21 protein-coding genes and 1 riboswitch are annotated in these 22,225 nt (G+C 73.5%); of the genes, 10 read left to right on the forward strand and 11 right to left on the reverse strand.

Annotated elements, in window-relative coordinates; all coding sequences use genetic code 11:
• Positions 1-161 precede the first annotated feature (161 nt).
• From cbiE to ACFVT2_RS02585, 3 genes are all read left to right on the forward strand, one after another.
• Complete coding sequence (gene cbiE, locus ACFVT2_RS02575) at positions 162-1,463, forward strand: precorrin-6y C5,15-methyltransferase (decarboxylating) subunit CbiE (protein WP_390011100.1); 1,302 nt, start codon at positions 162-164, stop codon at positions 1,461-1,463.
• 22 nt (positions 1,464-1,485) lie between these two features.
• A complete protein-coding gene (gene cobM / locus ACFVT2_RS02580; RefSeq protein ID WP_390011102.1) occupies positions 1,486-2,253 on the forward strand; it encodes a precorrin-4 C(11)-methyltransferase in 768 nt (255 codons plus the stop codon).
• A 143-nt stretch (positions 2,254-2,396) separates the two neighbouring features.
• Complete coding sequence (locus tag ACFVT2_RS02585; protein WP_390011104.1) at positions 2,397-2,744, forward strand: hypothetical protein; 348 nt, start codon at positions 2,397-2,399, stop codon at positions 2,742-2,744.
• 108 nt (positions 2,745-2,852) lie between these two features.
• Here ACFVT2_RS02585 and ACFVT2_RS02590 read toward each other — a convergent pair whose 3' ends face one another.
• On the reverse strand, positions 2,853-4,016 hold the full coding sequence (locus tag ACFVT2_RS02590) for a cobalt-precorrin-5B (C(1))-methyltransferase (protein WP_390011106.1): 1,164 nt from the start codon (positions 4,014-4,016) through the stop codon (positions 2,853-2,855).
• Positions 4,017-4,033: 17 nt separating this feature from the next.
• Here ACFVT2_RS02590 and ACFVT2_RS02595 point away from each other — a divergent pair, with 17 nt between their 5' ends.
• Positions 4,034-4,804 (forward strand): cobalt-precorrin-6A reductase, encoded by a 771-nt coding sequence (locus ACFVT2_RS02595; protein ID WP_390011107.1) that lies wholly within the window; start codon positions 4,034-4,036, stop codon positions 4,802-4,804.
• Positions 4,805-4,818: 14 nt separating this feature from the next.
• Here ACFVT2_RS02595 and ACFVT2_RS02600 read toward each other — a convergent pair whose 3' ends face one another.
• Genes ACFVT2_RS02600 through cobG form a run of 3 tightly spaced genes read right to left on the reverse strand, consistent with a single transcriptional unit; the run spans position 4,819 to position 8,536 of the window.
• Positions 4,819-6,357 (reverse strand): precorrin-2 C(20)-methyltransferase, encoded by a 1,539-nt coding sequence (locus ACFVT2_RS02600; protein WP_390011238.1) that lies wholly within the window; start codon positions 6,355-6,357, stop codon positions 4,819-4,821.
• 32 nt (positions 6,358-6,389) lie between these two features.
• Positions 6,390-7,022 (reverse strand): precorrin-8X methylmutase, encoded by a 633-nt coding sequence (locus ACFVT2_RS02605; protein ID WP_390011109.1) that lies wholly within the window; start codon positions 7,020-7,022, stop codon positions 6,390-6,392.
• Positions 7,019-8,536, reverse strand: coding sequence for a precorrin-3B synthase (gene cobG, locus ACFVT2_RS02610; RefSeq protein WP_390011111.1), 1,518 nt, complete (start codon positions 8,534-8,536; stop codon positions 7,019-7,021). Before cobG ends, ACFVT2_RS02605 begins: the two co-directional genes overlap by 4 nt.
• An 83-nt stretch (positions 8,537-8,619) precedes the next feature.
• Positions 8,620-8,772, forward strand: a riboswitch (cobalamin riboswitch).
• Between the two features lie 31 nt (positions 8,773-8,803).
• Between cobG and cobN the strand changes: the two genes are divergently transcribed.
• Positions 8,804-12,406 (forward strand): cobaltochelatase subunit CobN, encoded by a 3,603-nt coding sequence (gene cobN / locus ACFVT2_RS02615; RefSeq protein ID WP_390011112.1) that lies wholly within the window; start codon positions 8,804-8,806, stop codon positions 12,404-12,406.
• An 82-nt stretch (positions 12,407-12,488) separates the two neighbouring features.
• Here cobN and ACFVT2_RS02620 read toward each other — a convergent pair whose 3' ends face one another.
• Together ACFVT2_RS02620 and ACFVT2_RS02625 are read right to left on the reverse strand one after the other, a co-directional pair.
• A complete protein-coding gene (locus tag ACFVT2_RS02620) occupies positions 12,489-13,760 on the reverse strand; it encodes an MFS transporter (protein ID WP_390011114.1) in 1,272 nt (423 codons plus the stop codon).
• A 115-nt stretch (positions 13,761-13,875) separates the two neighbouring features.
• Complete coding sequence (locus ACFVT2_RS02625) at positions 13,876-14,616, reverse strand: DUF4097 domain-containing protein (RefSeq protein WP_390011115.1); 741 nt, start codon at positions 14,614-14,616, stop codon at positions 13,876-13,878.
• A 237-nt stretch (positions 14,617-14,853) separates the two neighbouring features.
• Here ACFVT2_RS02625 and ACFVT2_RS02630 point away from each other — a divergent pair, with 237 nt between their 5' ends.
• A complete protein-coding gene (locus ACFVT2_RS02630; protein WP_390011117.1) occupies positions 14,854-15,159 on the forward strand; it encodes a DUF1876 domain-containing protein in 306 nt (101 codons plus the stop codon).
• 60 nt (positions 15,160-15,219) lie between these two features.
• Here ACFVT2_RS02630 and ACFVT2_RS02635 read toward each other — a convergent pair whose 3' ends face one another.
• The 4 genes from ACFVT2_RS02635 to ACFVT2_RS02650 all read right to left on the reverse strand — a co-directional run bounded on the left by ACFVT2_RS02635 (position 15,220) and on the right by ACFVT2_RS02650 (position 18,692).
• The gene (locus tag ACFVT2_RS02635) at positions 15,220-16,554 is read right to left on the reverse strand and encodes an LCP family protein (RefSeq protein ID WP_390011241.1); all 1,335 of its coding nucleotides are present in this window, start codon (positions 16,552-16,554) and stop codon (positions 15,220-15,222) included.
• 300 nt (positions 16,555-16,854) lie between these two features.
• Complete coding sequence (locus ACFVT2_RS02640; protein WP_390011119.1) at positions 16,855-17,103, reverse strand: hypothetical protein; 249 nt, start codon at positions 17,101-17,103, stop codon at positions 16,855-16,857.
• A gap of 146 nt (positions 17,104-17,249) precedes the next feature.
• Positions 17,250-18,215 (reverse strand): M56 family metallopeptidase, encoded by a 966-nt coding sequence (locus ACFVT2_RS02645; protein ID WP_390011121.1) that lies wholly within the window; start codon positions 18,213-18,215, stop codon positions 17,250-17,252.
• A gap of 3 nt (positions 18,216-18,218) precedes the next feature.
• Positions 18,219-18,692, reverse strand: a complete 474-nt coding sequence (locus tag ACFVT2_RS02650) for a BlaI/MecI/CopY family transcriptional regulator (RefSeq protein WP_390011122.1) — start codon at positions 18,690-18,692, stop codon at positions 18,219-18,221.
• Between the two features lie 219 nt (positions 18,693-18,911).
• Between ACFVT2_RS02650 and ACFVT2_RS02655 the strand changes: the two genes are divergently transcribed.
• A complete protein-coding gene (locus ACFVT2_RS02655) occupies positions 18,912-19,487 on the forward strand; it encodes a TerD family protein (RefSeq protein ID WP_390011124.1) in 576 nt (191 codons plus the stop codon).
• A 159-nt stretch (positions 19,488-19,646) separates the two neighbouring features.
• Here ACFVT2_RS02655 and ACFVT2_RS02660 read toward each other — a convergent pair whose 3' ends face one another.
• Positions 19,647-20,102, reverse strand: a complete 456-nt coding sequence (locus ACFVT2_RS02660; protein WP_390011126.1) for a tellurite resistance TerB family protein — start codon at positions 20,100-20,102, stop codon at positions 19,647-19,649.
• A gap of 264 nt (positions 20,103-20,366) precedes the next feature.
• Here ACFVT2_RS02660 and ACFVT2_RS02665 point away from each other — a divergent pair, with 264 nt between their 5' ends.
• From ACFVT2_RS02665 to ACFVT2_RS02675, 3 genes are all read left to right on the forward strand, one after another.
• Positions 20,367-20,594 carry a hypothetical protein gene (locus tag ACFVT2_RS02665; protein ID WP_390011128.1) on the forward strand — a complete coding sequence of 76 codons (228 nt, stop codon included), beginning with the start codon at positions 20,367-20,369 and terminating at the stop codon, positions 20,592-20,594.
• A 139-nt stretch (positions 20,595-20,733) separates the two neighbouring features.
• Entirely contained in the window at positions 20,734-21,171 is a 438-nt protein-coding gene (locus ACFVT2_RS02670; protein WP_390011130.1) for a DUF5994 family protein, read from the forward strand.
• Between the two features lie 337 nt (positions 21,172-21,508).
• The gene (locus ACFVT2_RS02675; protein WP_390011132.1) at positions 21,509-22,015 is read left to right on the forward strand and encodes a DUF6344 domain-containing protein; all 507 of its coding nucleotides are present in this window, start codon (positions 21,509-21,511) and stop codon (positions 22,013-22,015) included.
• Positions 22,016-22,225 lie beyond the last annotated feature (210 nt).

Here is a 22,225-nt window from a genome sequence, read left to right on the forward strand (position 1 = left end):
AATGTGCAATAAGGGGCGGGGTGGGCGCAGGGGGACGCGCCGGGCCCGCGGGGGCCTCCCCGGGAGCCGGGGCCGCCCGGCCGGTCAGTAGAGTTCGGCACCCGTCCTTCGACGTCCCCTTGACCTCCGTCCCGTCCCTTCGCGCCCCGAGGTACCCCGCAGTGACTCCCCCGCTTCCCCTCTCCGTCGTAGGTATCGGGGCCGATGGCTGGGACGGACTGTCGCCGGCCGCGCGGCGGGAGCTGGCCGCGGCCGAGGTACTGATCGGCGGGGCGCGGCAGTTGGCGCTGCTGCCCGCGGAGTGCGCGGGGCGGCGGGTGCCGTGGCCCTCGCCGCTGCGGCCCGCCGTGCCCGGGCTGCTCGCCGCGCATACCGGGCGGCGGGTCTGCGTGCTGGCCAGCGGGGACCCGATGTTCTACGGGATCGGGCGGACCCTGACCGAGGTGATGGCGCAGGACGTCGCGGTGCGGCGCCCGCTGCGGGTGGTGCCGCACCCGTCGTCCGTGGCGTACGCCTGCGCCCGGCTGGGCTGGGCGGTGGAGGACACCGAGGTCGTCACGCTCGTCGGGCGGCCGGCGGAGAACCTGGTGCGGGCGCTGTACGACGGGCGGCGGGTGCTGGTGCTGTCGGCCGGGGCCGGGACGCCCGACGAGGTCGCCCGGCTGTTGCGGGACCGGGGCTTCGGCCCGACCCGGATGCGCGTACTGGAACAACTCGGCGGCCCGCGCGAGCGGGTGGTCGAGGGCAGTGCGGAGCGGTGGGACGCACCCGCCGGCGATCCGCTCAACGTGATCGCACTGGACTGCGTGCGGGAGCCGGACGCACCGCGGCTGCCGGTCGTGCCGGGGCTCCCCGACGACGCCTACGAGCACGACGGCCAGCTGACCAAGCGTCATGTCCGGGCGGCCACCCTGGCCGCGCTGGCCCCCGTGCCCGGCGAGCTGCTCTGGGACATCGGCGGCGGTTCCGGCTCCATCGCCGTCGAATGGCTGCGCGCGCACCGCAGTTGCCGGGCCGTCAGCGTCGAACGGGACACCGTACGGGCGGCGCGGATCGGCCGCAACGCAGGGGCGCTCGGCGTCCCGGCGCTGCGCGTGGTGCACGGCGCCGCGCCCGCCGCACTGGCCGGACTGCCGACGCCGGACGCGGTGTTCATCGGCGGCGGCCTGACCGTGCCCGGGCTGTTGGACGCCTGCTGGGACGCGCTGCCCCCGGGCGGCCGGATCGTCGCCAACACCGTGACGCTGGAGTCCGAGGCGCTGCTCACCGAGTGGTACCGGCGGCACGGCGGCGAACTGGTGCGGCTCGCGATCGCCCATGCGGTGCCGGTCGGCGGCTTCACGGGCTGGCGGCAGGCGATGCCGGTCACCCAGTGGTCGGCGGTGAAGCCCGCGTCGTCCGGTGTGCCGGAGCTCGGCCCGCAGGAGACCGCCACGCCCTCCCGCTCCCAGGACCCCTCGTAACCTCCCCAGGAGACCGACAGTCATGACCGTCTACTTCATCGGTGCGGGCCCCGGCGCCGCCGACCTGATCACCCTGCGTGGCGCCCGCACCCTGGCCGCTTGCGGGGTCTGCCTCTACGCGGGAAGCCTGGTGCCGCGCGAACTGCTCGCCGAGTGCCCGCCGGGGGCCCGGCTGGTCGACACCGCGCAGTTGGACCTGGACGCGATCACGGCGGAGCTGGTCCGGGCCCACGAGGAGGGCCAGGACGTCGCCCGGCTGCACTCCGGTGACCCGTCCGTCTTCAGCGCGGTGGCCGAGCAGATGCGCCGCCTGGACGCGGCGGGGGTGCCGTACGAGGTCGTGCCCGGCGTGCCCGCGTTCGCCGCGGCGGCCGCCGCCCTGAAGCGCGAACTGACGGTGCCCACCGTCGGCCAGACCGTCATCCTCACCCGGGTCGCCCAGCGCGCCACCCCGATGCCCGACGGCGAGGACCTGGCCACCCTGGGGCGCAGCGGTGCGCTGCTGGTGCTGCACCTCGCCGCGATGTACGTGGACCGGATCGTCGACGAACTGCTGCCGCACTACGGCGCCGACTGCCCGGCCGCCGTCGTGGCGATGGCCTCCCGCCCCGACGAACTCGTGCTGCGCGGCACGCTCGGCGACATCGCCGGCCAGGTGAAGGCCGCGGGTGTGGTCCGGACCGCCGTGATCATGGTCGGCCGCACGCTGGGCGCCGAGCAGTTCCGCGACAGCCACCTCTACTCGTCGGAGCGCGAGCGGCCGCACGTGCCCTGCGACGGGGATGCCTGAGGGAGCGTCAAGGGCAGCGCGCAGCACGCCTGTCCGGCTGAATTGTATGACCGCATCGGGGTGAAAGTCCGTTTTCCCGATCCCGGAGGCCGGTAAGGAAGCTGCGACACCCAGGGGGGTCGACGCAAAAGGAGCTCGCCACGATGCGTACCAGGATGGCCGCCACCGCGGTCTTCGCTGCGGCCGTGCTGACCCTCACCGGCAGCACCGTCGCCACCGCCAGCGGCAAGGACACACCGCGCCGCTCGAAGGACAGTCCCGTCAAGATGGCCGCCTGCGCCCTGGGCAGCGCGCTGGGCGCGTTGACCGGCGGGGACGACAGCTGCATGCGGGACCGGTTGGACCGGATGGACCGCGCACGCGAGATGGCGGCCCGCAAGGCACTTGGCGAGCACCGTCGGGCCGGGAAGGGCCGCGGCAACGAGCTGGGCCGTTTCGACATGGCTCGTGAGGACGGGCTGAGCCGCGGAGAGACACTGCCGCGGATGTGACGAGGGGTTGCACGGCGGGGCGTCGGATCCCGGTCGTCGGGCCGGGGCGCGTTTCACGTGAAACATCCGACGCCAGTCGCGCTAGGTCCCTGACCCACCGGACAGTACCTAGCCTCCCGGGCCGCGCGGCTCCGCCCGGCCCACCACCAGTCCCGCCCGGTCGATACAGATGACGTCGACGGCGACCGGCGCACCCCGCAGCACGCCCAGTGACGCGTCCCGTGCCGTGGCCGCCACCAGGTCGCCGAGGGGAACGCCGGCCGCCGTGCACAACTGGAGCGCGGCCAGGCCGGTGTTGGCCTCGGCCACCGCCTCCGCCAGTGCCGCGTCGGCGCCGCCCTGTCGGGCCAGTTCGGCGAGGAAACCCTTGTCGACCTGAGAGCGCGCCGAGTGCAGATCCAGATGACCGGCCGCCAGTTTCGACAGCTTGGCGAAGCCGCCGCAGATCGTCAGCCGGTCGACGGGATGCCGGCGGATGTACTTGAGCACCGCCCCGGCGAAGTCCCCCATGTCCAACAGCGCGTCCTCCGGCAGGTGGTGCAGGGCGACGGCGACCTTCTCCGACGTCGAGCCGGTGCACCCGGCGACATGCCGCCGGCCGGCCGCCCGCGCCACGTCCACCCCGCGCCGGATCGAGTCGATCCACGCCGAGCAGGAGTACGGCACGACGATCCCGGTCGTCCCCAGGATCGACAGGCCGCCCAGGATGCCGAGGCGCGGATTCCAGGTGCTGCGGGCGATCTCCTCGCCGTGATCGACGGAGACCTCGACCTCGACGTCCGCGCTCGCACCGCTGCCTGCGTGGGCCTTGGCGACGCGCGCCAGATGCTCCCGGATCATCTGCCGCGGTACGGGATTGATGGCGGGTTCGCCGACGTCCAGCGGCAGTCCGGGGCGGGTGACCGTACCCACGCCCGGGCCCGCCGCGAACACCACTCCGCTGCCGGCCGGCAGCGCCCGCACCGTGGCCCGCACCAGCGCCCCGTGCGTCACATCGGGATCGTCCCCGGCGTCCTTGACCACCCCGGCCATCGCGGTGGCCGGTCCCGCCCCGGCAGCGGTCAGCTCCTCCACCGCGAGCGCGAAGGACGGCGTCTGTCCCTTCGGCAGCGTGATCGTCACCGGGTCCGGGAACTCCCCGCTCAGCAGCGCCGTGTACGCGGCCGTGCTGGCGGCCGTGGCGCACGCCCCGGTCGTCCACCCGTGCCGCAGCCCGGTGTGCGCGAGCTGCGCGCTGCGCCCTCCCGTAGCCTTCGGTTGCGTTTCACCCACGGAGGAACCTGCCGCTCATGCCGACGTCACCCGTCCACGAACCCGTCCGCCAGGTACTGATCCTCGGCGGCACCACGGAGGCCCGCCAGCTGGCCACGGCCCTGGTGGCGGAGCCGGGGGTGCGGGTGATGACCTCACTGGCCGGCCGGGTGGCGGCGCCGCGGCTGCCCGCCGGGGAGGTGCGCATCGGTGGGTTCGGCGGCCCCGAGGGCCTCGCCCGCTGGCTGAGCGAGCACGCGGTGGACGCGCTCATCGACGCCACCCATCCTTTCGCCGGCACGATCAGTTTCCACGCGGCCCAGGCCGCCGCCACCGCCCATGTTCCCCTGCTGGCCCTCCGCCGCCCCGGCTGGGGCGCACAACCCGGCGACGTCTGGCACCCGGTCCGCTCCCTCACCGAGGCCGCCGCCGTCCTCCCCACCCTCGGCGGCCGGGTCTTCCTCACCACCGGCCGGATGGGGCTCGCCCACTTCGCCCACCTCACGGACCTGTGGTTCCTGGTCCGCTCGGTGGACGCCCCGGAGCCCCCGCACCCGCCCCGGATGACGACCGTCCTGGACCGCGGCCCGTTCACCCTCGACGGGGAACGGGAACTGCTGCGGCACCACCGCATCGACGTGCTGGTGACCAAGGACAGCGGCGCCGCGGCGACCGCCCCCAAGCTGGCGGCCGCGCGGGAGGCCGGGGTGCCGGTGGTGGTCGTCCGGCGGCCGCCCGTTCCGGAGGGCGTGCCGGTGGCCGCCGAGCCGGGCGCGGCGGTGGACTGGGTGCGGGCGCTCCTCGGCTGACGCCGCGCGGGCGGTCAGCGCTCCGGGTACCTGCGCGGCGTCCAGACCACCTCGGTGCCGTCGTCCCGCTGCACCCGCTGGGTCTGGGACGAGCCGACGAGCAGGATCGTCCGCATGTCGACCTGAAGGGGATCGAGGTCGGTGAGCGGGACGGTGCGGAGAGACTCCTCCGGGCCGCCGATGTCGCGGGCGAGGATGACCGGGGTGTCCGGTGCGCGGTGCTCCAGGAGGACGTCCCGGGTCTTGGCCACCTGCCAGGTGCGGCTGCGGGAGCCGGGGTTGTAGAGCGCCAGCGCCAGGTCGGCGGAGGACGCCGCGCGCAGCCGTTCGGCGATCACCTCCCAGGGCTTGAGCCGGTCGGAGAGCGAGATCACCGCATAGTCGTGGCCCAAGGGGGCGCCGGCGCGGGCGGCAGCGGCATTGGCGGCCGTGACGCCGGGCAGGACGCGCACCGGCACGGAGCGGTAGGGCTCCTCCGACGCCACTTCGAGGACCGCGGTGGCCATGGCGAAGATGCCGGGGTCGCCGCCGGAGACCACGGCCACTCGGCGGCCCCGGCGGGCCAAATCCAGCGCGAATTCGGCGCGTTCGGACTCGACCTTGTTGTCCGAGGGGTGCCGGCGCTGGCCCGGGCGCACCGGGACGCGGTCCAAGTACGTGGTGTAGCCGACGAGGTCGTCGGCGGCGGCCAGGGCACCGCGGGACTCCGGGGTGAGCCAGCGCGGACCGGCCGGGCCGGTGCCGACCACGACCACCTCACCGCTGTCCGCGGCGGCCGGATCCGGCTCCTCCTCAGCGGCGGTGGCGATGCGGCTGGGCACGACCGCGACGGAGAAGTACGGCACAGAGTCGGCGTCGACGTCGGACAGCGCTCCGGTGCGCTCCCCGGCCATCGTGGCGCGCTCGACGTAGCGGGCCTCCGGCAGCCGGCCGGAGCGCTCCAGGGCACGGCGGACGCTGGGGAAGGTACGGCCCAGCTTCATCACGACGGCCGAGTCGGTGGCGCTCAGACGGGCCGTCAGCTCTTCCTCCGACAGGGTGCCGGGGAGGACGGTCAGCACCTCGTCGGCCTCGGTGAGCGGGGTGCCCAGCCGGGCCGCGGCGGCGCTGATGGAGGTGACGCCGGGAACGACCTCGGTCGGATAGCGGTGGGCCAGCCGCTTGTGCATGTGCTGGTACGAGCCGTAGAAGAACGGATCGCCCTCGGAGATCACCGCGACCGTGCGGCCGGCGTCGAGATGGGCCGCGAGCCGCGCCGCCGCCGCCTCGTAGAACTCGTCCAGGGCGCCGCGGTAGCCGCCGGGGTGGTCGGTCGTCTCGGTGGTGACCGGATAGACCAGGGCTTCCTCGATGTGGTCCGGGCGGATGTGCCGCACGGCGATGGAACGCGCGATGGAGCGTCCGTGCCGGGCGCTGTGGTACGCCACCACATCGGCCTGGGCGATGACCTCCACCGCCCGTACGGTCATCAGGGACGGGTCGCCGGGGCCGAGGCCGACGCCGTAGAGGCGGCCGGTGGACCGCTCCGGGGACTGCGCGGTCGGCTGGTCCACCGTGCCGCTGCTCGCCTGCTGCTCGCTCACGCCTACTCTTCCTCGCTCGCCAGGGCGTTGATCGCGGCCGCGGCCATGGCACTGCCGCCGCGCCGCCCGCGCACCACTATGTGATCCAGCTTGGACGGGTGGTCGATCAGCGCGTCCTTGGACTCGGCCGCGCCGATGAAGCCGACCGGGATGCCGAGGACGGCCGCGGGGCGCGGTGCCCCTTCCTCGATCATTTCGAGGAACCGGAAGAGCGCGGTGGGGGCGTTGCCGAAGGCGACCACGGCGCCCTCCATCCGGTCCCGCCACAGTTCGAGGGCGGCGGCGCTGCGGGTGGTGCCCATCCGGGCGGCCAGCTCCGGGACCGACGGATCGCCGAGGGTGCACAGCACCTCGTTGTCCGCGGGCAGCCGCTTGCGGGTCACCCCGCTGGCCACCATGGTGGCGTCGCACAGGATCGGCGCACCGGCGCGCAGCGCGGCGCGCGCACTGGCCACGACCCCAGGGCTGAAGGCCAGATCGCGGACGAGATCGACCATGCCGCAGGCGTGGATCATCCGGACCGCGACCCGGCTGGCGTCGGCGGGCAGTCCGGAGAGATCCGCCTCGGCGCGGATGGTGGCGAAGGACTGGCGGTAGATGGCCGCCCCGTCCTTTTCATAGTCGAACGCGGTCACTGGAGCCTCGGGGTGGTGGGTTGAGGGGTGGAAGAAGGACGGGCAGCAGGAGGGGCACCGGGGGTGGTCGATGTTTCCCGTGAAACGGCGCCCGACCGGGGCGTTTCACGTGAAACGGTGCTCGGTCGCGGTGTTTCACGTGAAACCGACGGCGGGGCCGGGTCCTTGGGGCCCACCGCGGTGGTGCGATAGCCGTCGGGTGTCGCCAGCACATCGATCCAGGCGCCGTGCGGGTGGCCGCAGCGCCGATCGCAGCCCGACCAGTGGACGGGCAGCCCGACCGGCACACCGGAATCGTTCGCCGGGACGGCCCCGCCCCCGGCGACCGCGGTCGCCGCATCGCTCCGCACATCGGTAAGGGACTTGGCGCAGCCGGGCAGGCCGGTGCAGGCGGTGACCCGGCGCCAGGGGGAGGCCGGGTCGGTGATCAGTCCGGCGGCGGCGAGGTCGCGAAGCCGCCGGGCCGCCGGCGCGGCGGACAGGCCGGGGACGACGATGCCGCGCCAGGGCGTGAGGCGCAGTTCGCCGGAGCCGTCGCCGGCGGCGATCCCGGTCAGCAGCCGCCACTGAGCCGCGGTCAGCCGGCCGAGCGGCGCCAGGACCGCCAGCGCGCGGCGGCCGTCGGGCCCCTCGACCGGACCGGGGGCGGTGGCGTCGGCGTACGGCACGGCCGGCTGCGGGCCGACCGCGTCTGTGTATTCCGTGTACTCCGCGGATTCCGCGGCGATGCCCGCGGCCCGCAGCGCACGCTGCACCTCCTGGGCGGTCAGCGGCCGAGCGGCGGGGAGTTCGCGGACCCGCCAGGCACCGCTGCCGCACTCCGCGGCGGCGGCCAGGAAGACCTCGGCGGCGGTCAGCGCCGCCCGCGGGACGTCGTCCGCCGCGATCCGCAGCGCCGCCCGGTCGTCGCCGACCCGGAGCAGCGCCCCGTACCCGGACGCGGCCCCCGGCGGGTATGCGGTGTCCGCCGGGGCCTTCCGGCCGGATTCTGCGAGCAAGGTCACATCGCCGCCCAGGCCCGCCACATCGCCCCGGCCGTCGTCGAGGACGAACAGGAAGCGGCCCGAGAGCGCCGTCGCCGATGCGCTCGCGCACAGCAGCGCGTCCAGGCTCCGGGCCCACAACCGCACGTCGGAGGGGGTGTGTCGGTCCAGTCCGGCCAGCGGCGAGGCCAGCACGTTGCGGATCCGCTCGTGGCGTACGGACGGCAGCAGCCCGGCGTCGGTGAGGAGGTCGGCGAGGTGCCGGCCGCAGTCGTCGGGCAGACCGCGGAGTTCGACGTTGCCGCGGGAGGTCAGCGAGAGGTGGCCGTCGCCGAGGCGCTCCGCGGCGTCCGCCAACGCGCCGGCCTGGCGCACCGTCAAGTCCCCTGCGGGCAACCGCACTCGGGCCAGCTGCCCGTCGGCGGCGGAGTGCAGCCGCAGCGCTCCCGGGCAGGCGTCACCGCGGTCCCGCACGGGCGGTTCGGCCCTGTCGGGGCGTGGTGAGGGGGAGGGCGGCATGGCGGCGAGCATACCTACGTCGGTGGCGCCCGGAACCGGGGCGAGGGGTGGTGAACGGCAGCTCCGGAGGCGGGCTCCCGCGGCCCGGCCGCAGCCCTTACTATGCAGGTCGGTGGGTCGGCTGACCCGCCGGACGCCAGCGACGGCGCCAAGGGAGGAAGCCCGGTGAGAATCCGGCGCGGTCCCGCCACTGTGAACCCGGCCACCGCCGGGTGAGCCAGGAACTCCCGCCGTCCATACGACCACCCGGGGCGCGGATACCCCGAGGAAGGCTGCGCCGTGATCCTGCTGCTGTCGACCTCCGACACCGACCTGCTCAGCGCCCGCGCGGCCAGCGGCCCCGTGCCGTACCGGCTCGCCAACCCCTCCCGTCTCGACGTCGCCGAACTCCCCGGGCTCCTGGAGGGCACCGACCTGGTCGTCGTCCGCCTGCTCGGCGGTCTCCGCGCCTGGCAGGACGGTCTGGACGTGCTGTTGGCCGCGGACCAGCACCGGCCGGTCGTCGTGCTCACCGGTGAACAGGCCCCCGACGCCCAGCTCATGGAGGCGTCCACGGTCCCCGTCGGCATCGCGGCCGAGGCGCACGCCTACCTCGCGCACGGCGGCCCGGCCAACCTCTCCCAGCTGGCCTGCTTCCTCAGCGACACCGTCCTGCTCACCGGCCACGGCTTCGAGCCGCCCGCGGCCGCCCCGTCCTGGGGCCCGCTGGAGCGCACAGCGCGGGAGGTGACCGGCCCGACGGTGGCCGTGCTCTACTACCGCGCCCACCACATGAGCGGCAACACCGGCTTCATCCATGACCTGTGCGACCAGGTCGAGCGGGCCGGCGGCCGTCCGCTGCCGCTGTTCGTCGCCTCGCTGCGGGCCCCCGAGCCGGAGCTGATCGAGGAACTGCGCACCGCCGACGCCATCGTCACCACCGTGCTGGCCGCGGGCGGCACCAAGCCCGCCGAGGCGTCCGCGGGCGGCGACGACGAGTCCTGGGACGCGGGTGCGCTGGCCGGCCTGGACGTGCCGATCCTCCAGGCGCTCTGCCTGACCGGGTCGCGGGCCGCCTGGGAGGAGAGCGACGAGGGACTCTCCCCGCTCGACGCCGCCTCGCAGATCGCCGTGCCCGAGTTCGACGGGCGGCTGATCACCGTGCCGTTCTCGTTCAAGGAGATCGACGAGGACGGTCTGCCGGTGTACGTCGCCGACGCCGAACGCGCCGCCCGGGTCGCCGGGATCGCCGTCCGGCACGCCCGGCTGCGGCACATCCCGGCCGCCGAGAAGCGACTGGCGCTGGTGCTGTCCGCCTACCCCACCAAGCACTCCCGGATCGGCAACGCGGTCGGCCTGGACACCCCGGCGAGCGCCGTCGCGCTGCTGCGCCGCCTCCAGGCCGAGGGCTACGACTTCGGGACGGAGCCCGTGCCGGGCCTCGCGTCCGGCGACGGCGACGAGCTGATCTACGCCCTCATCGAGGCCGGTGGCCACGACCAGGAGTGGCTGACCGAGGAGCAGTTGGCCCGCAACCCGGTCCGCATCCCGGCCGCCGACTACCGCCGCTGGTACGCCACGCTGCCGCAGCAGCTGCGGGAGTCCGTCGAGGAGCACTGGGGCCCGCCGCCCGGCGAGATGTTCCTCGACCGCAGCCGGAACCCCGAGGGCGACATCGTGCTGGCCGCCCTGCGCCGCGGCAACCTGCTGATCCTCATCCAGCCGCCGCGCGGCTTCGGCGAGAACCCGATCGCGATCTACCACGACCCCGATCTGCCGCCCTCCCACCACTACTTGGCGGCCTACCGCTGGATCGCCGCCTCCACCGTCGACGGCGGCTTCGGCGCCGACGCCATGGTCCACCTGGGCAAGCACGGCAACCTGGAGTGGCTGCCCGGCAAGAACGCCGGCCTCTCCGCCGCCTGCGGTCCGGACGCGGCGCTCGGCGACCTCCCGCTCGTCTACCCGTTCCTGGTCAACGACCCGGGCGAGGGCACCCAGGCCAAGCGTCGGGTGCACGCCACCCTCGTCGACCACCTCGTCCCGCCGATGGCCCGCGCCGACTCCTACGGCGACATCGCCCGCCTTGAGCAGCTGCTCGACGAGTACGCGGCGATCTCCTCGATGGACCCGGCCAAGCTGCCCGCCATCCGCGCGCAGATCTGGACCCTGATCCAGGCCGCCAAGCTCGACCACGACCTGGGCCTGGACGCACGCCCGGACGACGACGGGTTCGACGACTTCCTGCTCCACGTCGACGGCTGGCTCTGCGAGGTCAAGGACGCGCAGATCCGCGACGGCCTGCACGTGCTGGGCGCCGCACCGGTCGGCGCGGCCCGGGTCAACCTCGTGCTGGCCATCCTGCGCGCCCGACAGATCTGGGGCGGCACCTCCGCGCTGCCCGGACTGCGCGAGGCGCTCGGCCTGGACGAGTCGGCCGCGACCCGGACCGCAGCCGACGAAGCCGAGGCGGTCGCCCGCGGCCTCGTCCAGGCGATGGAGGACGCGGACTGGGACCCGACAGCGGTGCGTCGGGTCGCCGAGGGGCACCCGACCGCGGTCGCCGACATCCTCGACTTCGCCGCCCGGGAGGTCGTCCCGCGGCTGGCCGGCACCACGGCCGAGGTCGACCACGCGGTGCACGCCCTGAACGGCGGGTTCGTCCCGGCCGGCCCGTCCGGCTCACCGCTGCGCGGTCTGGTCAACGTCCTGCCGACCGGCCGCAACTTCTACTCCGTCGACCCCAAGGCCGTCCCGTCGCGGCTCGCCTGGGAGACCGGTCAGGCGCTCGCCGACTCGCTGCTGACCCGCTACCGCGACGACAACGGCGACTGGCCGGAGTCGGTGGGCCTGTCCCTGTGGGGCACCAGCGCGATGCGCACCTCCGGCGACGACGTGGCGGAGGCGCTGGCACTGCTGGGCGTCCGCCCCGTGTGGGACGACGCCTCGCGCCGGGTGACCGGCCTGGAGGCCGTGGCGCTCGATGAGCTGGGCCGTCCTCGGATCGACGTCACCCTGCGCATCAGCGGTTTCTTCCGCGACGCGTTCCCGCACGTCATCGGCCTGCTCGACGACGCGGTGCGGCTCGCCGCCGGTCTCGACGAGCCCGCCGACCGCAACTTCGTCCGGGCCCACGCCCAGGCGGACCTCGCCGCGCACGGCGACGAACGCCGCGCCACCACCCGGATCTTCGGCTCCCGTCCCGGTACGTACGGCGCGGGGTTGCTCCAGCTCATCGACTCCCGCGACTGGCGCACCGACGCCGACCTCGCCGAGGTCTACACCGTCTGGGGCGGCTACGCCTACGGGCGGGGGCTGGAGGGCCGCCCGGCCCGGGAGGAGATGGAGACCGCCTACAAGCGCATCGCGGTGGCCGCCAAGAACACCGACACCCGCGAGCACGACATCGCCGACTCCGACGACTACTTCCAGTACCACGGCGGCATGGTCGCCACCGTCAAGGCGCTCAAGGGTAAGGCCCCCGAGGCGTACATCGGCGACTCGACCCGCCCCGAGACGGTCCGCACCAGGACGCTGGTGGAGGAGACCTCCCGGGTCTTCCGGGCCCGGGTCGTCAACCCCCGCTGGATCGAGGCGATGCGCCGCCACGGCTACAAGGGCGCCTTCGAACTCGCTGCCACCGTGGACTACTTGTTCGGCTACGACGCCACGACCGGGGTCGTCGCCGACTGGATGTACGACAAGCTCGCCCAGACCTACGTCCTGGACCCGGAGAACCGCGCGTTCCTCCAGGAAGCCAACCCCTGGGCGCTGCACGGCATCGCCGAGCGCCTCCTGGAGGCGGAGTCCCGCGGTATGTGGGAGAAGCCGGACGCGGAGACGCTGGCGGCGCTGCGGGACGCCTTCCTGGAGACCGAGGGCGAGCTGGAGGGCGAGGACTGACGGCCCGGAGGGGCGTGACGAGGGGCGGTGTTTCACGTGAAACACCGCCTCGGCCTCCCTCCGCCGACCGAACGCCGCTCCCTCAACCCTGCGGCCAGGAAAGCCGTTTGGCGAAGTGCAGCCACGCGGCCAGGGCCACCAGGACCGCGGTCGCCCCGGCCAGCGTCATCACCACCGAGGGGGACGTCCGGTCCACCACCATCCCGCCGGCCAGCGCGCCGAGCGAGAACGTGGCCTGGAACGACGCGGTGAACAGCACCGAGGCCGCCTCGGGCGCCTCGGGTGCCGCCTTGGCGAACCAGGTCTGTGAGGCGACCGGCACCGCGCCGTACGCGACGCCCCAGACCACCAGCAGCGCCAGCGCGCCGACCGGTCCGCGGCCGACGACCGGCAGCAGCAGCGTGGCCAGGGCCAGCAGCCCGGCCGCGGTTCCGAAGACGGTGCGCGGACGCCGCGCCACCATGGCACCGCCGGCGAAGTTCCCCACCACCCCGGCGACGCCGTAGACCAGCAGGAACAGCGTGATCGTCCCGGCGGTCGCGAGATGCGTGGTCCGTTCCAGGAACGGCGTCACATAGGTGTACGCGCCGAAGTGGGCCAGCACGATCAGGAACGTCATCAGCAGCGCGAACCGGGTGTGCACCCCGCGCAGCATGCCGCGCAGCAGCGTCGGGCTGGTGGCGCGGACCGCGGGCAATGGCGGGATCACCAGCGCGGTCAGCACCAACACCCCCACCGTCAGCGCCCCGACCGCGGCACAGGCGGTCCGCCAGCCGGCCAGATCGCCGAGGAAGGTCCCGGCGGGCACCCCGAACACCGAGCCCAGCGGTACCGCGGAGAAGATCACCGCGGTGGCCCGGCCGACCGACTCCGCCGGTACCAGCCGCTCGGCGAGCCCGGCCCCGATCGACCAGAACCCGCCGATGACGATGCCGACCAGGACCCGGGACAGCAGCACCAGCCAGTAGGTCGGTGCGGCCGCGGCGAGGAAGTTCGCCAACGCCAGCAGGGCGACGAAGGCACAGAGCATCAGCCGCCGGTCGATCCGGGCGGTGGCCATCGTCACCGTCGGCGCGGCGCATGCGGCGAGGAATCCGGGGAGCGTCATCATCAGCCCCGCGGTGCCGTCGGAGACGCCGAAGTCGGCCCCGATCCGCGTCAGCAGACCGATCGGCAGGATCTCGGTGGTGACGATGGCGAAGATGCCCAGGGTCACGGCGAGCACGGCGAGCCGGCCCTTGAGCGGCGTACGGCCCGTCGGGGCCGGGGGTGCCCCGGGCCCGGAGTCCCGTGGGGCCGTCGTGCGGTGCGGGTTTCGGGGGGTGGTGGTCCTGGTGCTGCCGGTGGTCGTCATGGTGTCCGTTCTGAGGAGCGACCCGTTGCGATGCCCTCAGTCCAGCAGCCGCCGGCCCGGCGGTCCGGCATCTTTCCGACGTGGTAGTTCCCCCGAGGACGGCGGCCCGGTGGGCTCAGCCGCCGGCCGTCCCGGCGTGGATCTCCCCGTTGCTGGTGGTCAGATCGAGCCGGTAGCGCCCCGACGGATCGTTGCGGACCTCGATCCGCTTCGCGCCGTTGGAGGTCTCCGCTGACACCTGGTACCGGTCGTCCGGCACGGTGACCGAGACCGCGCCGTTGGACGTCTTCGCCCGGATGTTCTGCGGCTTGGCCGCGGTGAGCGTGATCTCGCCGTCGGAGGTCTCGGCCTTGATGCCGGTGCCCGCCAGGCCCTTCCCGGTGATCGCGCCGTCCTCGCTCCGGACGTCCACCGCTCCGGACACCCCGTCCAGGTCGATCTCCCCGTTGCTGGTGGTCACCCGCACCGCGGCCACCTTGGACAGGTTGATCGCGCCGTTGGAGGTGCCACCGGTCACCGGGACCGTGCCGGGCAGGTCGACCGTGTACGTCACCGAGCAGTGGTCGTTGCCGCAGCCGCCGAGCACCAGGATGCCCCCCTCGACCCGATGCGTCGGCCCCTGCGGTCGGTCGCCCCGGTAGGTGACCTTGCGGTGCACGCTGACCGTGCTGCCGCCCTTGCCGCCGCGCACCGTCACGCCGCCGTCGGAGGTGTCCACCCGCACCGCCGTGATCTGCTGTGCCACCGTGGCGTCGTCGGAGAAGGTCTCGCCGACCCGCAGGCTGCACGCGCCGAGGGCCAGTGCCCCGGCCCCGGCCAGTGCCACGGCCCCCACGAAGCGGACGTGTCGGTTCATGAAATCCCCCCGGAATCCGGTCTGTTCACGGCTCCGGGCAGCAGCCCGTCGCCCCGCGGTCCGGGCCCGTGCCGCGGCGCGCCGGCCGCCCGCGCCGGGCCCACTGCCGACGACTTTAAGGTCTGCCGCGACCCGCTGACCATGGGGCTATCCCCCGGGTCCCGGAGAGGGAGAGCCTCCGGGTGCGGCCCCTGGGCGCCGGTGCCACGCTGGGGGTGGGGACTGTTCCCATGCGGTATGAGGAGGCTTCCGGTGACCGGCACGGGTAAGCGTACGAAGTCGAAGACGTGGCACGCCGAGATCAACATCGTCGAGTCCGGCAGCGACGTCCGGGCCGAGGCCCGGCTGCGCGGCAAGGAGGGCGGGCAGATCATCGGCGAAGGAACCGCCAGGTGCAATCCGACGGATGAGAACGTCCCCGCCATCGGGGACGAGTTGGCGGTGGCGCGGGCGATGTCGGACCTCAGCCATCAGCTGCTCAGTCGCGCCGCGCACGACATCGAGGTGCACACCGCCCGCCCCGTCGAGCGGCTGCACGCCTGACGGGGCGCGCGGGGCCACGGCCGGGCGGTCCGGTCGCCGTCCGCCCGGCCGTTTCGCGCGTCAGCTGTCCTTCGTCGAGAAGTCCGGCCCGACCGTGAGCGTCACCGCACCCGGCGGGGCCTGCGCCGATTCGGTCGCCTTGGAGCCGGGCAGCCGTGCGGCGAGCACCTCGGCCTGGGTCTTGAGGCTGGGCGGGTAGCTGATGGTGGACTTGTCGGTGGTCGGGCCGTTGTCGGTGAAGACGACGGTGAAGCCGAGTTGGCGCAGTCGCTGGGCGGCGACCGCGGCGAGGCCCTTGGTCCCGGTGCCGTTGAGCACCCGCACCCGGACCGAATGCGCGGTCACCGGGTTCTGCGCGGCCTCCGCGAACTTCTTCTTCCCGGCGGCGCCGACCTCGCGGTCGTGGGCGAGGTCGCTGAACAGCTCGTTGGCCTGCGGGTATTGCCAGAGCACGTTCGCCTTGTCGGTGGGGATGTCCGCCTCACGCGGATAGGTGGGGACGGTGAGGAAGGTGAGGCGGTCGGAGGGGATGTCCTTGACCGTGGAGGCGAGGTCGTACAGCGGCTTGAGCCCGGCCAGGTCCTTGTCGGTGGTGAGGGACTTGGTGGCCGAGTCCAGGAAGCCGTAGAGGTCGGTCGGGCTGGTGAGCTTGGACTGCGCCTTGGCCGCGAGCGCCTTCATGAACTCCTGCTGACGGCCGATCCGGCCGAGGTCGGAGCCGTCGCCGACGCTGTAGCGGGTGCGGACGTAGCCGAGCGCCTTCTCGTCGGTGACGTTCTGGCAGCCGGCGTCCATGTCGAGGTGGGCCTTCTTGTCGTGGATGGCGTGCTTGGGGCAGACCTCGATGCCGCCCAGCGCGTTGACCATGCCCTTGAAGCCCTGGAAGTCGACCGAGACGAAGTGGTCGATGCGCAGGCCGGTGTTCTTCTCGATGGTCTTGATGCTGCACGCCGCCGCTTTGCCGACGTCGCCGCTGAGCCCGCCGATGCTGAACGCTTCGTTGATCTTGAAGTGGTGCGGGGCGGACTGCGCACCGCTGCCCTTGTCGCACGCCGGGATCGGCACCCAGGAGTCGCGCGGGAAGGACACCGCGGTGGCCCACTTATGGTCGGCGGAGACGTGCAGCACCATCAGGGTGTCCGACTGCATGGTGGTCAGGCCGCTGCCGTACTTGTCGCCGGTGCCCGCCCGGCTGTCGGAGCCGACGACCAGGATGTTCTTGGAGCCGGGGCTGAGGTTGACCGGTCGGTCGCCGCCGAGCGCGCTGCCCACGTCCGTGCCGGTGATGTTGCCGTTCAGGTGCTGGTACACCCACGCGCCGACCCCGGCCGTGGCGAGCAGGAGCACCCCGAGCACCCCGCCGGTCCAGGACACGATCCGGCCGCGCCGGGTCATCCTGGTCTTCCCGGCCTTGCGGGAGCCGCCGGCGGCCCGCCGTCCGGAGCCCGTCCGGCGCCGCTCCGCACGGCCGCCACCCTCCGCGGGACGGTCGCCGTCGTCCGCCGCCGAACCCCGGCCGCTCCCGTTGCCCCGCCGGGCCGCCTGCCTGTGCGTCGTCCTGTCATGCACGCCGATGGCCCTTCTGGTCCTTCTGGAGCTGGTCTTGCAGGGTGGAGAGGTACGCGCGCACAAGGGAGGACGCGGCGGGCGGCGGTGCCGGCCGGGGACCGCGGGGCGGCGGTCCGCACCGGTGGGTCAGATGCCCTCGGTGGGCAGCAGCCGTACGGATTCCGGGTCGTAGCGGAGCCACTGCGGACGGCTGCCGCCGGGCACGGTGCGCAGCAGGCACCATGTCTCGCCCGCCTCGTCCGTCCACCAGGCACTGATCCGGCCCAACTCCCAGGCACCGTGGGGATATTGGACCTCGACCGGCTGATAGACCCATCGCACCTCCGCCTCTGGAGGCGGGTTGTCCCAGGTCAGGGGTCCGCACCTCGTCGCCATCTCCCCCTCCGGCAGCGCCCGTTGCGCATGTCAGGCGCAACCCTACCGGCAACTTTTACAGCGCTGTAGAAGTTGATTGGTGTGCTACGGATCACAAAACGCCATCCGTGGCGTGGCGTGCTGGAGAGCCCGGGATCAGTGTGCACTCACCACGGCGTTGCTGCCTTCAGAACGAGGAACAGAGCTACCGACGCGTTCAGTGCGGAGAGCGCGGAGGCCGCCGTGCCCGCCGCGGCGACCAGCGCGGCCAGCCCCGCCGGGGTCAGCGCCGGCGGCCAGGTGCGCGCCGACGGCACCGGTCCGAGCAGCGCCGCCACCCGCCGCGGTACCGGCCCTGGTTCGGGCGACGCGAACTGCACCGCCACCGGGTACGGCGCGGGCCGCGAGATCAGCGCGGCCTTCCCCACCGCCCGCGCGGTCAGCCGCCGGTCGCCGACCGCCCGGGCCGCCTCCTCGTCCGCCCAGCGCTCGGCGCTGAAGGCGACCGCGGAACGCAGCGGCAGCAGCAGCGGGTTGACGCACCCGGCCAGCCGGACGGCGAGCAGGTAGCGGTGGTGGCGGCAGTGCAGATGGGCGCGCTCGTGGGCGAAGAGGGCGCGCCGCTCGTCCTCGTCGAGGCTCCGCAACATGCCCCGGGACACCGCGATCCGGCCGGCCCGGGCCGGCCGCCCCGGGCGCGCGGGGGTGCCGGGCACGGCGTAGGCGTACGGATCGTCGTCCGGCAGCACCGCGGTACCGGTGCCGGTCGGCAGGACGTCCAGCGCGCGATGGGCCAACTCCCGGATCCGGTGGTCCCGGCGCAGCGCGGTGCCGCACACGGTGAGGGCGGCGGTCAACGCGAAGATCGCCGCTATACCGGCCACCTCGGCGAACGGCACCGCGGCCCGCACCTCCGGGTCCGACCAGCCGTCCGGCAGCGGATTACCGGGCAGTTGGGCGGTGCCGACGACCACCAGCAGCCCCAGGCAGAGCGTGCTGCACAACCCGAGGACCACGGCCAACAGGGTCAGCAGCCGGGTGGTGACCCGGGGGTGGAGGTGCTGCTCCGCGAGCCGGGCGATCGGCAGGGCGGTCAGCGGCAGGACGAGCGGCAGGAAGACGAAGAGGCCCACCGGTCACCCTCCGCGCGCTTCGTCCGAGCCGTCCTCGCGGCGCGTGCCCGGGGCCGGATCCGGGGCTCTGCCGTCGTCCTCGGCGCGGGCCAGGAGGCTGCGCAGCACGTCCTCGTCGTGTGCCGAGAGGGCCGAGACGAAGCTGGTCAGCACGGCGTCCCGGTCTGGTTCGCCGTCCAGGACGCGGCGCATCCGCAGCGCGGCGAGCCCGGCCTCGTCGGCCGCGGGGGTCCATACGTAGGCCCGACCGGACCGTTCGCGGGTGACCGCTCCCTTGGCGTGCAGCCGGGACAGGATCGTCATCACGGTCGTGTAGGCGAGGTCGTCGCCGAGCCGCTCCTGCACCCAGGCGGCGGTGGCCGGTCCGGGGGCGTGGTGCAGCGCGGCCAGTACCTGCGCCTCCAACTGGCCCTGTCCGCGCCGGGCTCGCTCCCGTCCGTTGCCACCGAGGGCCTTGCCGAAGGGTGTTCCGCCCATGTCGTCGCCTCCCGTCGCACCGGGCGTCCCGCGGGCTGGGACGTCGGGGCATTTTACGGCGATCGCCGGTGTGTCCTCCTGGCTGTCCACAGGGTTGCACCCGCCGGCGCCGCTCCCCGCCGCTTACTTCTACAGTCCTGTAGTTTTTCCGGCAGGTCCTAGTTCACCGCCGGGGACCGGTCACGGCAACCGGAACCGGCCATCACCTGGAGGGAAGCCATGGGAGTCTCGCTCGCCAAGGGCGGCAACGTCTCGCTGTCGAAGGAAGCGCCGGGCCTGACCGCGGTCTCGATCGGCCTCGGCTGGGACGTGCGGACGACCACCGGCGCCGACTACGACCTCGACGCCAGTGCACTGCTCTGCACCGACGCCGGCAAGGTCGCCTCCGACCGGCACTTCGTCTTCTACAACAACCTCACCAGCCCGGACGGCTCGGTGCAGCACACCGGCGACAACCTGACCGGCGCGGGCGAGGGCGACGACGAGACCCTCAACGTCGCGTTGAACGGCGTGCCGGCCGAGATCACGAAGATCGTCTTCCCGGTCTCCATCCACGACGCACAGAGCCGCGGCCAGAACTTCGGCCAGGTGCGCAACGCCTACATCCGCGTCGTCAACCAGGAGGGCGGCGCCGAACTGGCCCGCTACGACCTGACCGAGGACGCCTCGACCGAGACCGCGATGGTCTTCGGCGAGCTCTACCGGCACAACGCGGAGTGGAAGTTCCGCGCCGTGGGCCAGGGCTACGCCTCCGGGCTGGCGGGCATCGCGGCGGACTACGGCGTCAACGTCTGACGCGGACGGCTCAACCGTCCCGGACGATCCGGATGGTCGGAGGACCCGGAGGACCCGGAGGACCCGGAGGATCCAGAGGACCCAGCGGACCTGGATGACCCGGACGATCCGGAGGACGGCGGGGGAGCGGGGGCGCACCGGCCCCCGCTCCGGCCGTGCTCAGAGATCGAATTCGGCCGGGGAGATCCCCAGCGCGAAGCACACCTCGCGCACCACCGCGCGCTCGGTCGGGTCGAAGTCGCCGTCCGCGCCACCGATGACGATGCCGATCTGGAGCACCGCCCGCGCCTCCACCGGCTTCTTCTTCACCTTCCCGATCTCCTGCATCAGCGCGACCTTGCCGAAGTCGAAGTCGGCGGCGAGCTTGTCCAGGCAGCCCTCGAAGCGGAGCCGGAGGTCCTCCGCCGGGAAGTTCTGCAACGCCTCGTTGGTGGCGATCAGCTGCGCCACCCGCCGCCGCTCCGACGGGTCGACGACCCCGTCCGCGGCAGCCACCAACGCGCATATCGCCATGCTGGCGTCGCGGAAGGCGCCGCTCTTGAGGTCGTTCTTCTTGGCGACGAGCTGGCTCTGCATCGTCTGCGCGGACTCTCGGATCCGGTCCCACAGCGCCATGTGAATCTCCTCGGCTGGTCGTGCGGCGAGCATGCGGATGGCGGGCCCTGGGCATGCTTCACGCATGTGTTTGGTCATGCGCAAGTAAAATCTACAGCCCTGTAGAAGGTATGCGGATGCCACCCCCGGTCGTCATGGCCATCTTTGGCGCGATATGCCGCCAGTGCGCGGAGTACGGTGGAGAAACGACCGGAAAGCGAAGAATTTTCGACAAAGCCCGGGATGCCCGTATAGGGGATGCCCCGGAGTACGCGGGTGAGCGCCATGCAGACCTTCTTGTCCGTGCTCGTGCTGCTGGCCCTGATCGCGATGGGCGTGCTCTTCCTCATCCGGGTCAACGCCCAGACGGTCGGACGGCCCACCCCGCACCGGTACGCGCATCTGAAGGAGTCGTTCCAGCATCGGCTGCACAAGCGCTCGCACGGCGCCGGCCCGGGGCCGCGCACGACGACGGGCCCGCCGCCTTCCCGGGAGCCGGACGACGACCGATGACGCCGGCCGCCGGCTCCGCCCGCCCGTCGGCCGCCGGCGCCGGCGGCCGACGCCCTTCGACGACAGGCTTCGCCCGGCCCCTTCCGCCCCCGGCGATCGCGGCGGCCGCGGTCGCCGCCCGTCGCGTCAGGAGCGCCGTATGACCACCGCCCCCGAGGGCCGCTCCCCGCACCCCCGCCCTCCGCAGCGCCACGCACCGCCGCCCGTCGCCCGGCTGGCCATCGCCCCGCACGGCGAGGTGACCCGGCGGATCGACGGCGTGTGGTGGCCGCACTCCACCGACCTGCTCGCCGAACTCCCCGAACTCCTGGCCGCGTTGCCCTTCGACTGGCCGCGGATCACCCACGCCACGGTGAACGGCTCCGGCTGGCCCGCGCTGCCCGGCCGGATCCTCGTCGCCGGCCACGTCGTCCGGCTGCGCCACACCACCAACCGCCCCGGCCCGGACACCGTCTGCCTGGTCTCCGCCGGCCACGGCCGCTGGGACCTGCTGATCCTCCCGCCCGCGACCCCCGAACCCGCCGCGGTCCGGATGCTGGCGGAGACGGCGCGGACCGGCGTACCGACACCGGCCTGACGCCAGGTCAGGCCCCGGCGGCCGGCTCGCGCGGGACCCCTGCCGCCGCTCGCGCGGGACCGCTGCCGTCGATCACCGGCATACCCCGGGAAACCGGTGCGCGCATCCGGCGGCCCCGCCCCACCGCACCCGCACCGGGCCCTCCACCGCGCCTCGATCCGGCTGCTGCCTGGGGTTTTCCGGGGGCGACTACTGCGGACGAGTGGTGTTCATCGGAAGAACGCCGATCCGGGGGCGTCGGTCCGTGAATCCTCCCATTGCGTACTCATCATAAGAAAACGCAACAGAAGGAACTCCGTGGATCCCTCCCAGGGATCCCGACCGAAAGCGAGGGACCATGGCTGCGACCAAGGTCATGAAGTTCTGGGCGGCCTGCCTGGCGGTGCTGGGCAAACTGCTCGCGTCACTGGGCGTTTCCGCCGCCGCGTCCGCGGCCCGCCGGGAGGCCGCGCTCTACGAGCGGACCCTGGGCAGTACCGCCCCGGGTACGGCCCGTCCCGACGCGGCGGACGGTACCGAACCCGTCCACGATCCGGGACCGTTGACACCTGCCACGGACACCGTCAAGCCCTTCGTGCCCGCCGCGCGCACCGCGCCCCGGTACGGCGAGAACGGCTCGGTTCGCCGCAGGGCCCCGCTGCCGACACTGCCGCCGACCATCAAGCAGCGCATCCGCGCCGAGGCGCACGGGGCCTCCCCCACCTCCCGCGTGCGTCGCACCGCCGCCTCCCAGTCGCTGTCCACCGGTCCGTTCGGCGCCCCCGCGCACTCCGGCGCCGTTCCCGTCTCCCCGGTGATTCCGGCGGCCCGCCGCCGCGAGCACAGCACCGTCCGTGCCGTCTGAACCGGAACCGCGCCTGCGCGCCGGCAGCACGACACACCGCGGTCCGGAGCGATACCCGACGGCCATCCGCACGCCAGTACCGGCGGCACCACCGGCCGGCAGCACCAGCCGCAGCATCCGAAGAAGCGTCCGAAGCAACACCAGGACCCATCGCGGTTTCCACCACGGGACTCACCGCGGTTTCCACCACCGGTCTCACCACCGGACTCA

The organism is Streptomyces sp. NPDC058000, from assembly GCF_042886435.1.
Taxonomy (GTDB): Bacteria; Actinomycetota; Actinomycetes; order Streptomycetales; family Streptomycetaceae; genus Streptomyces.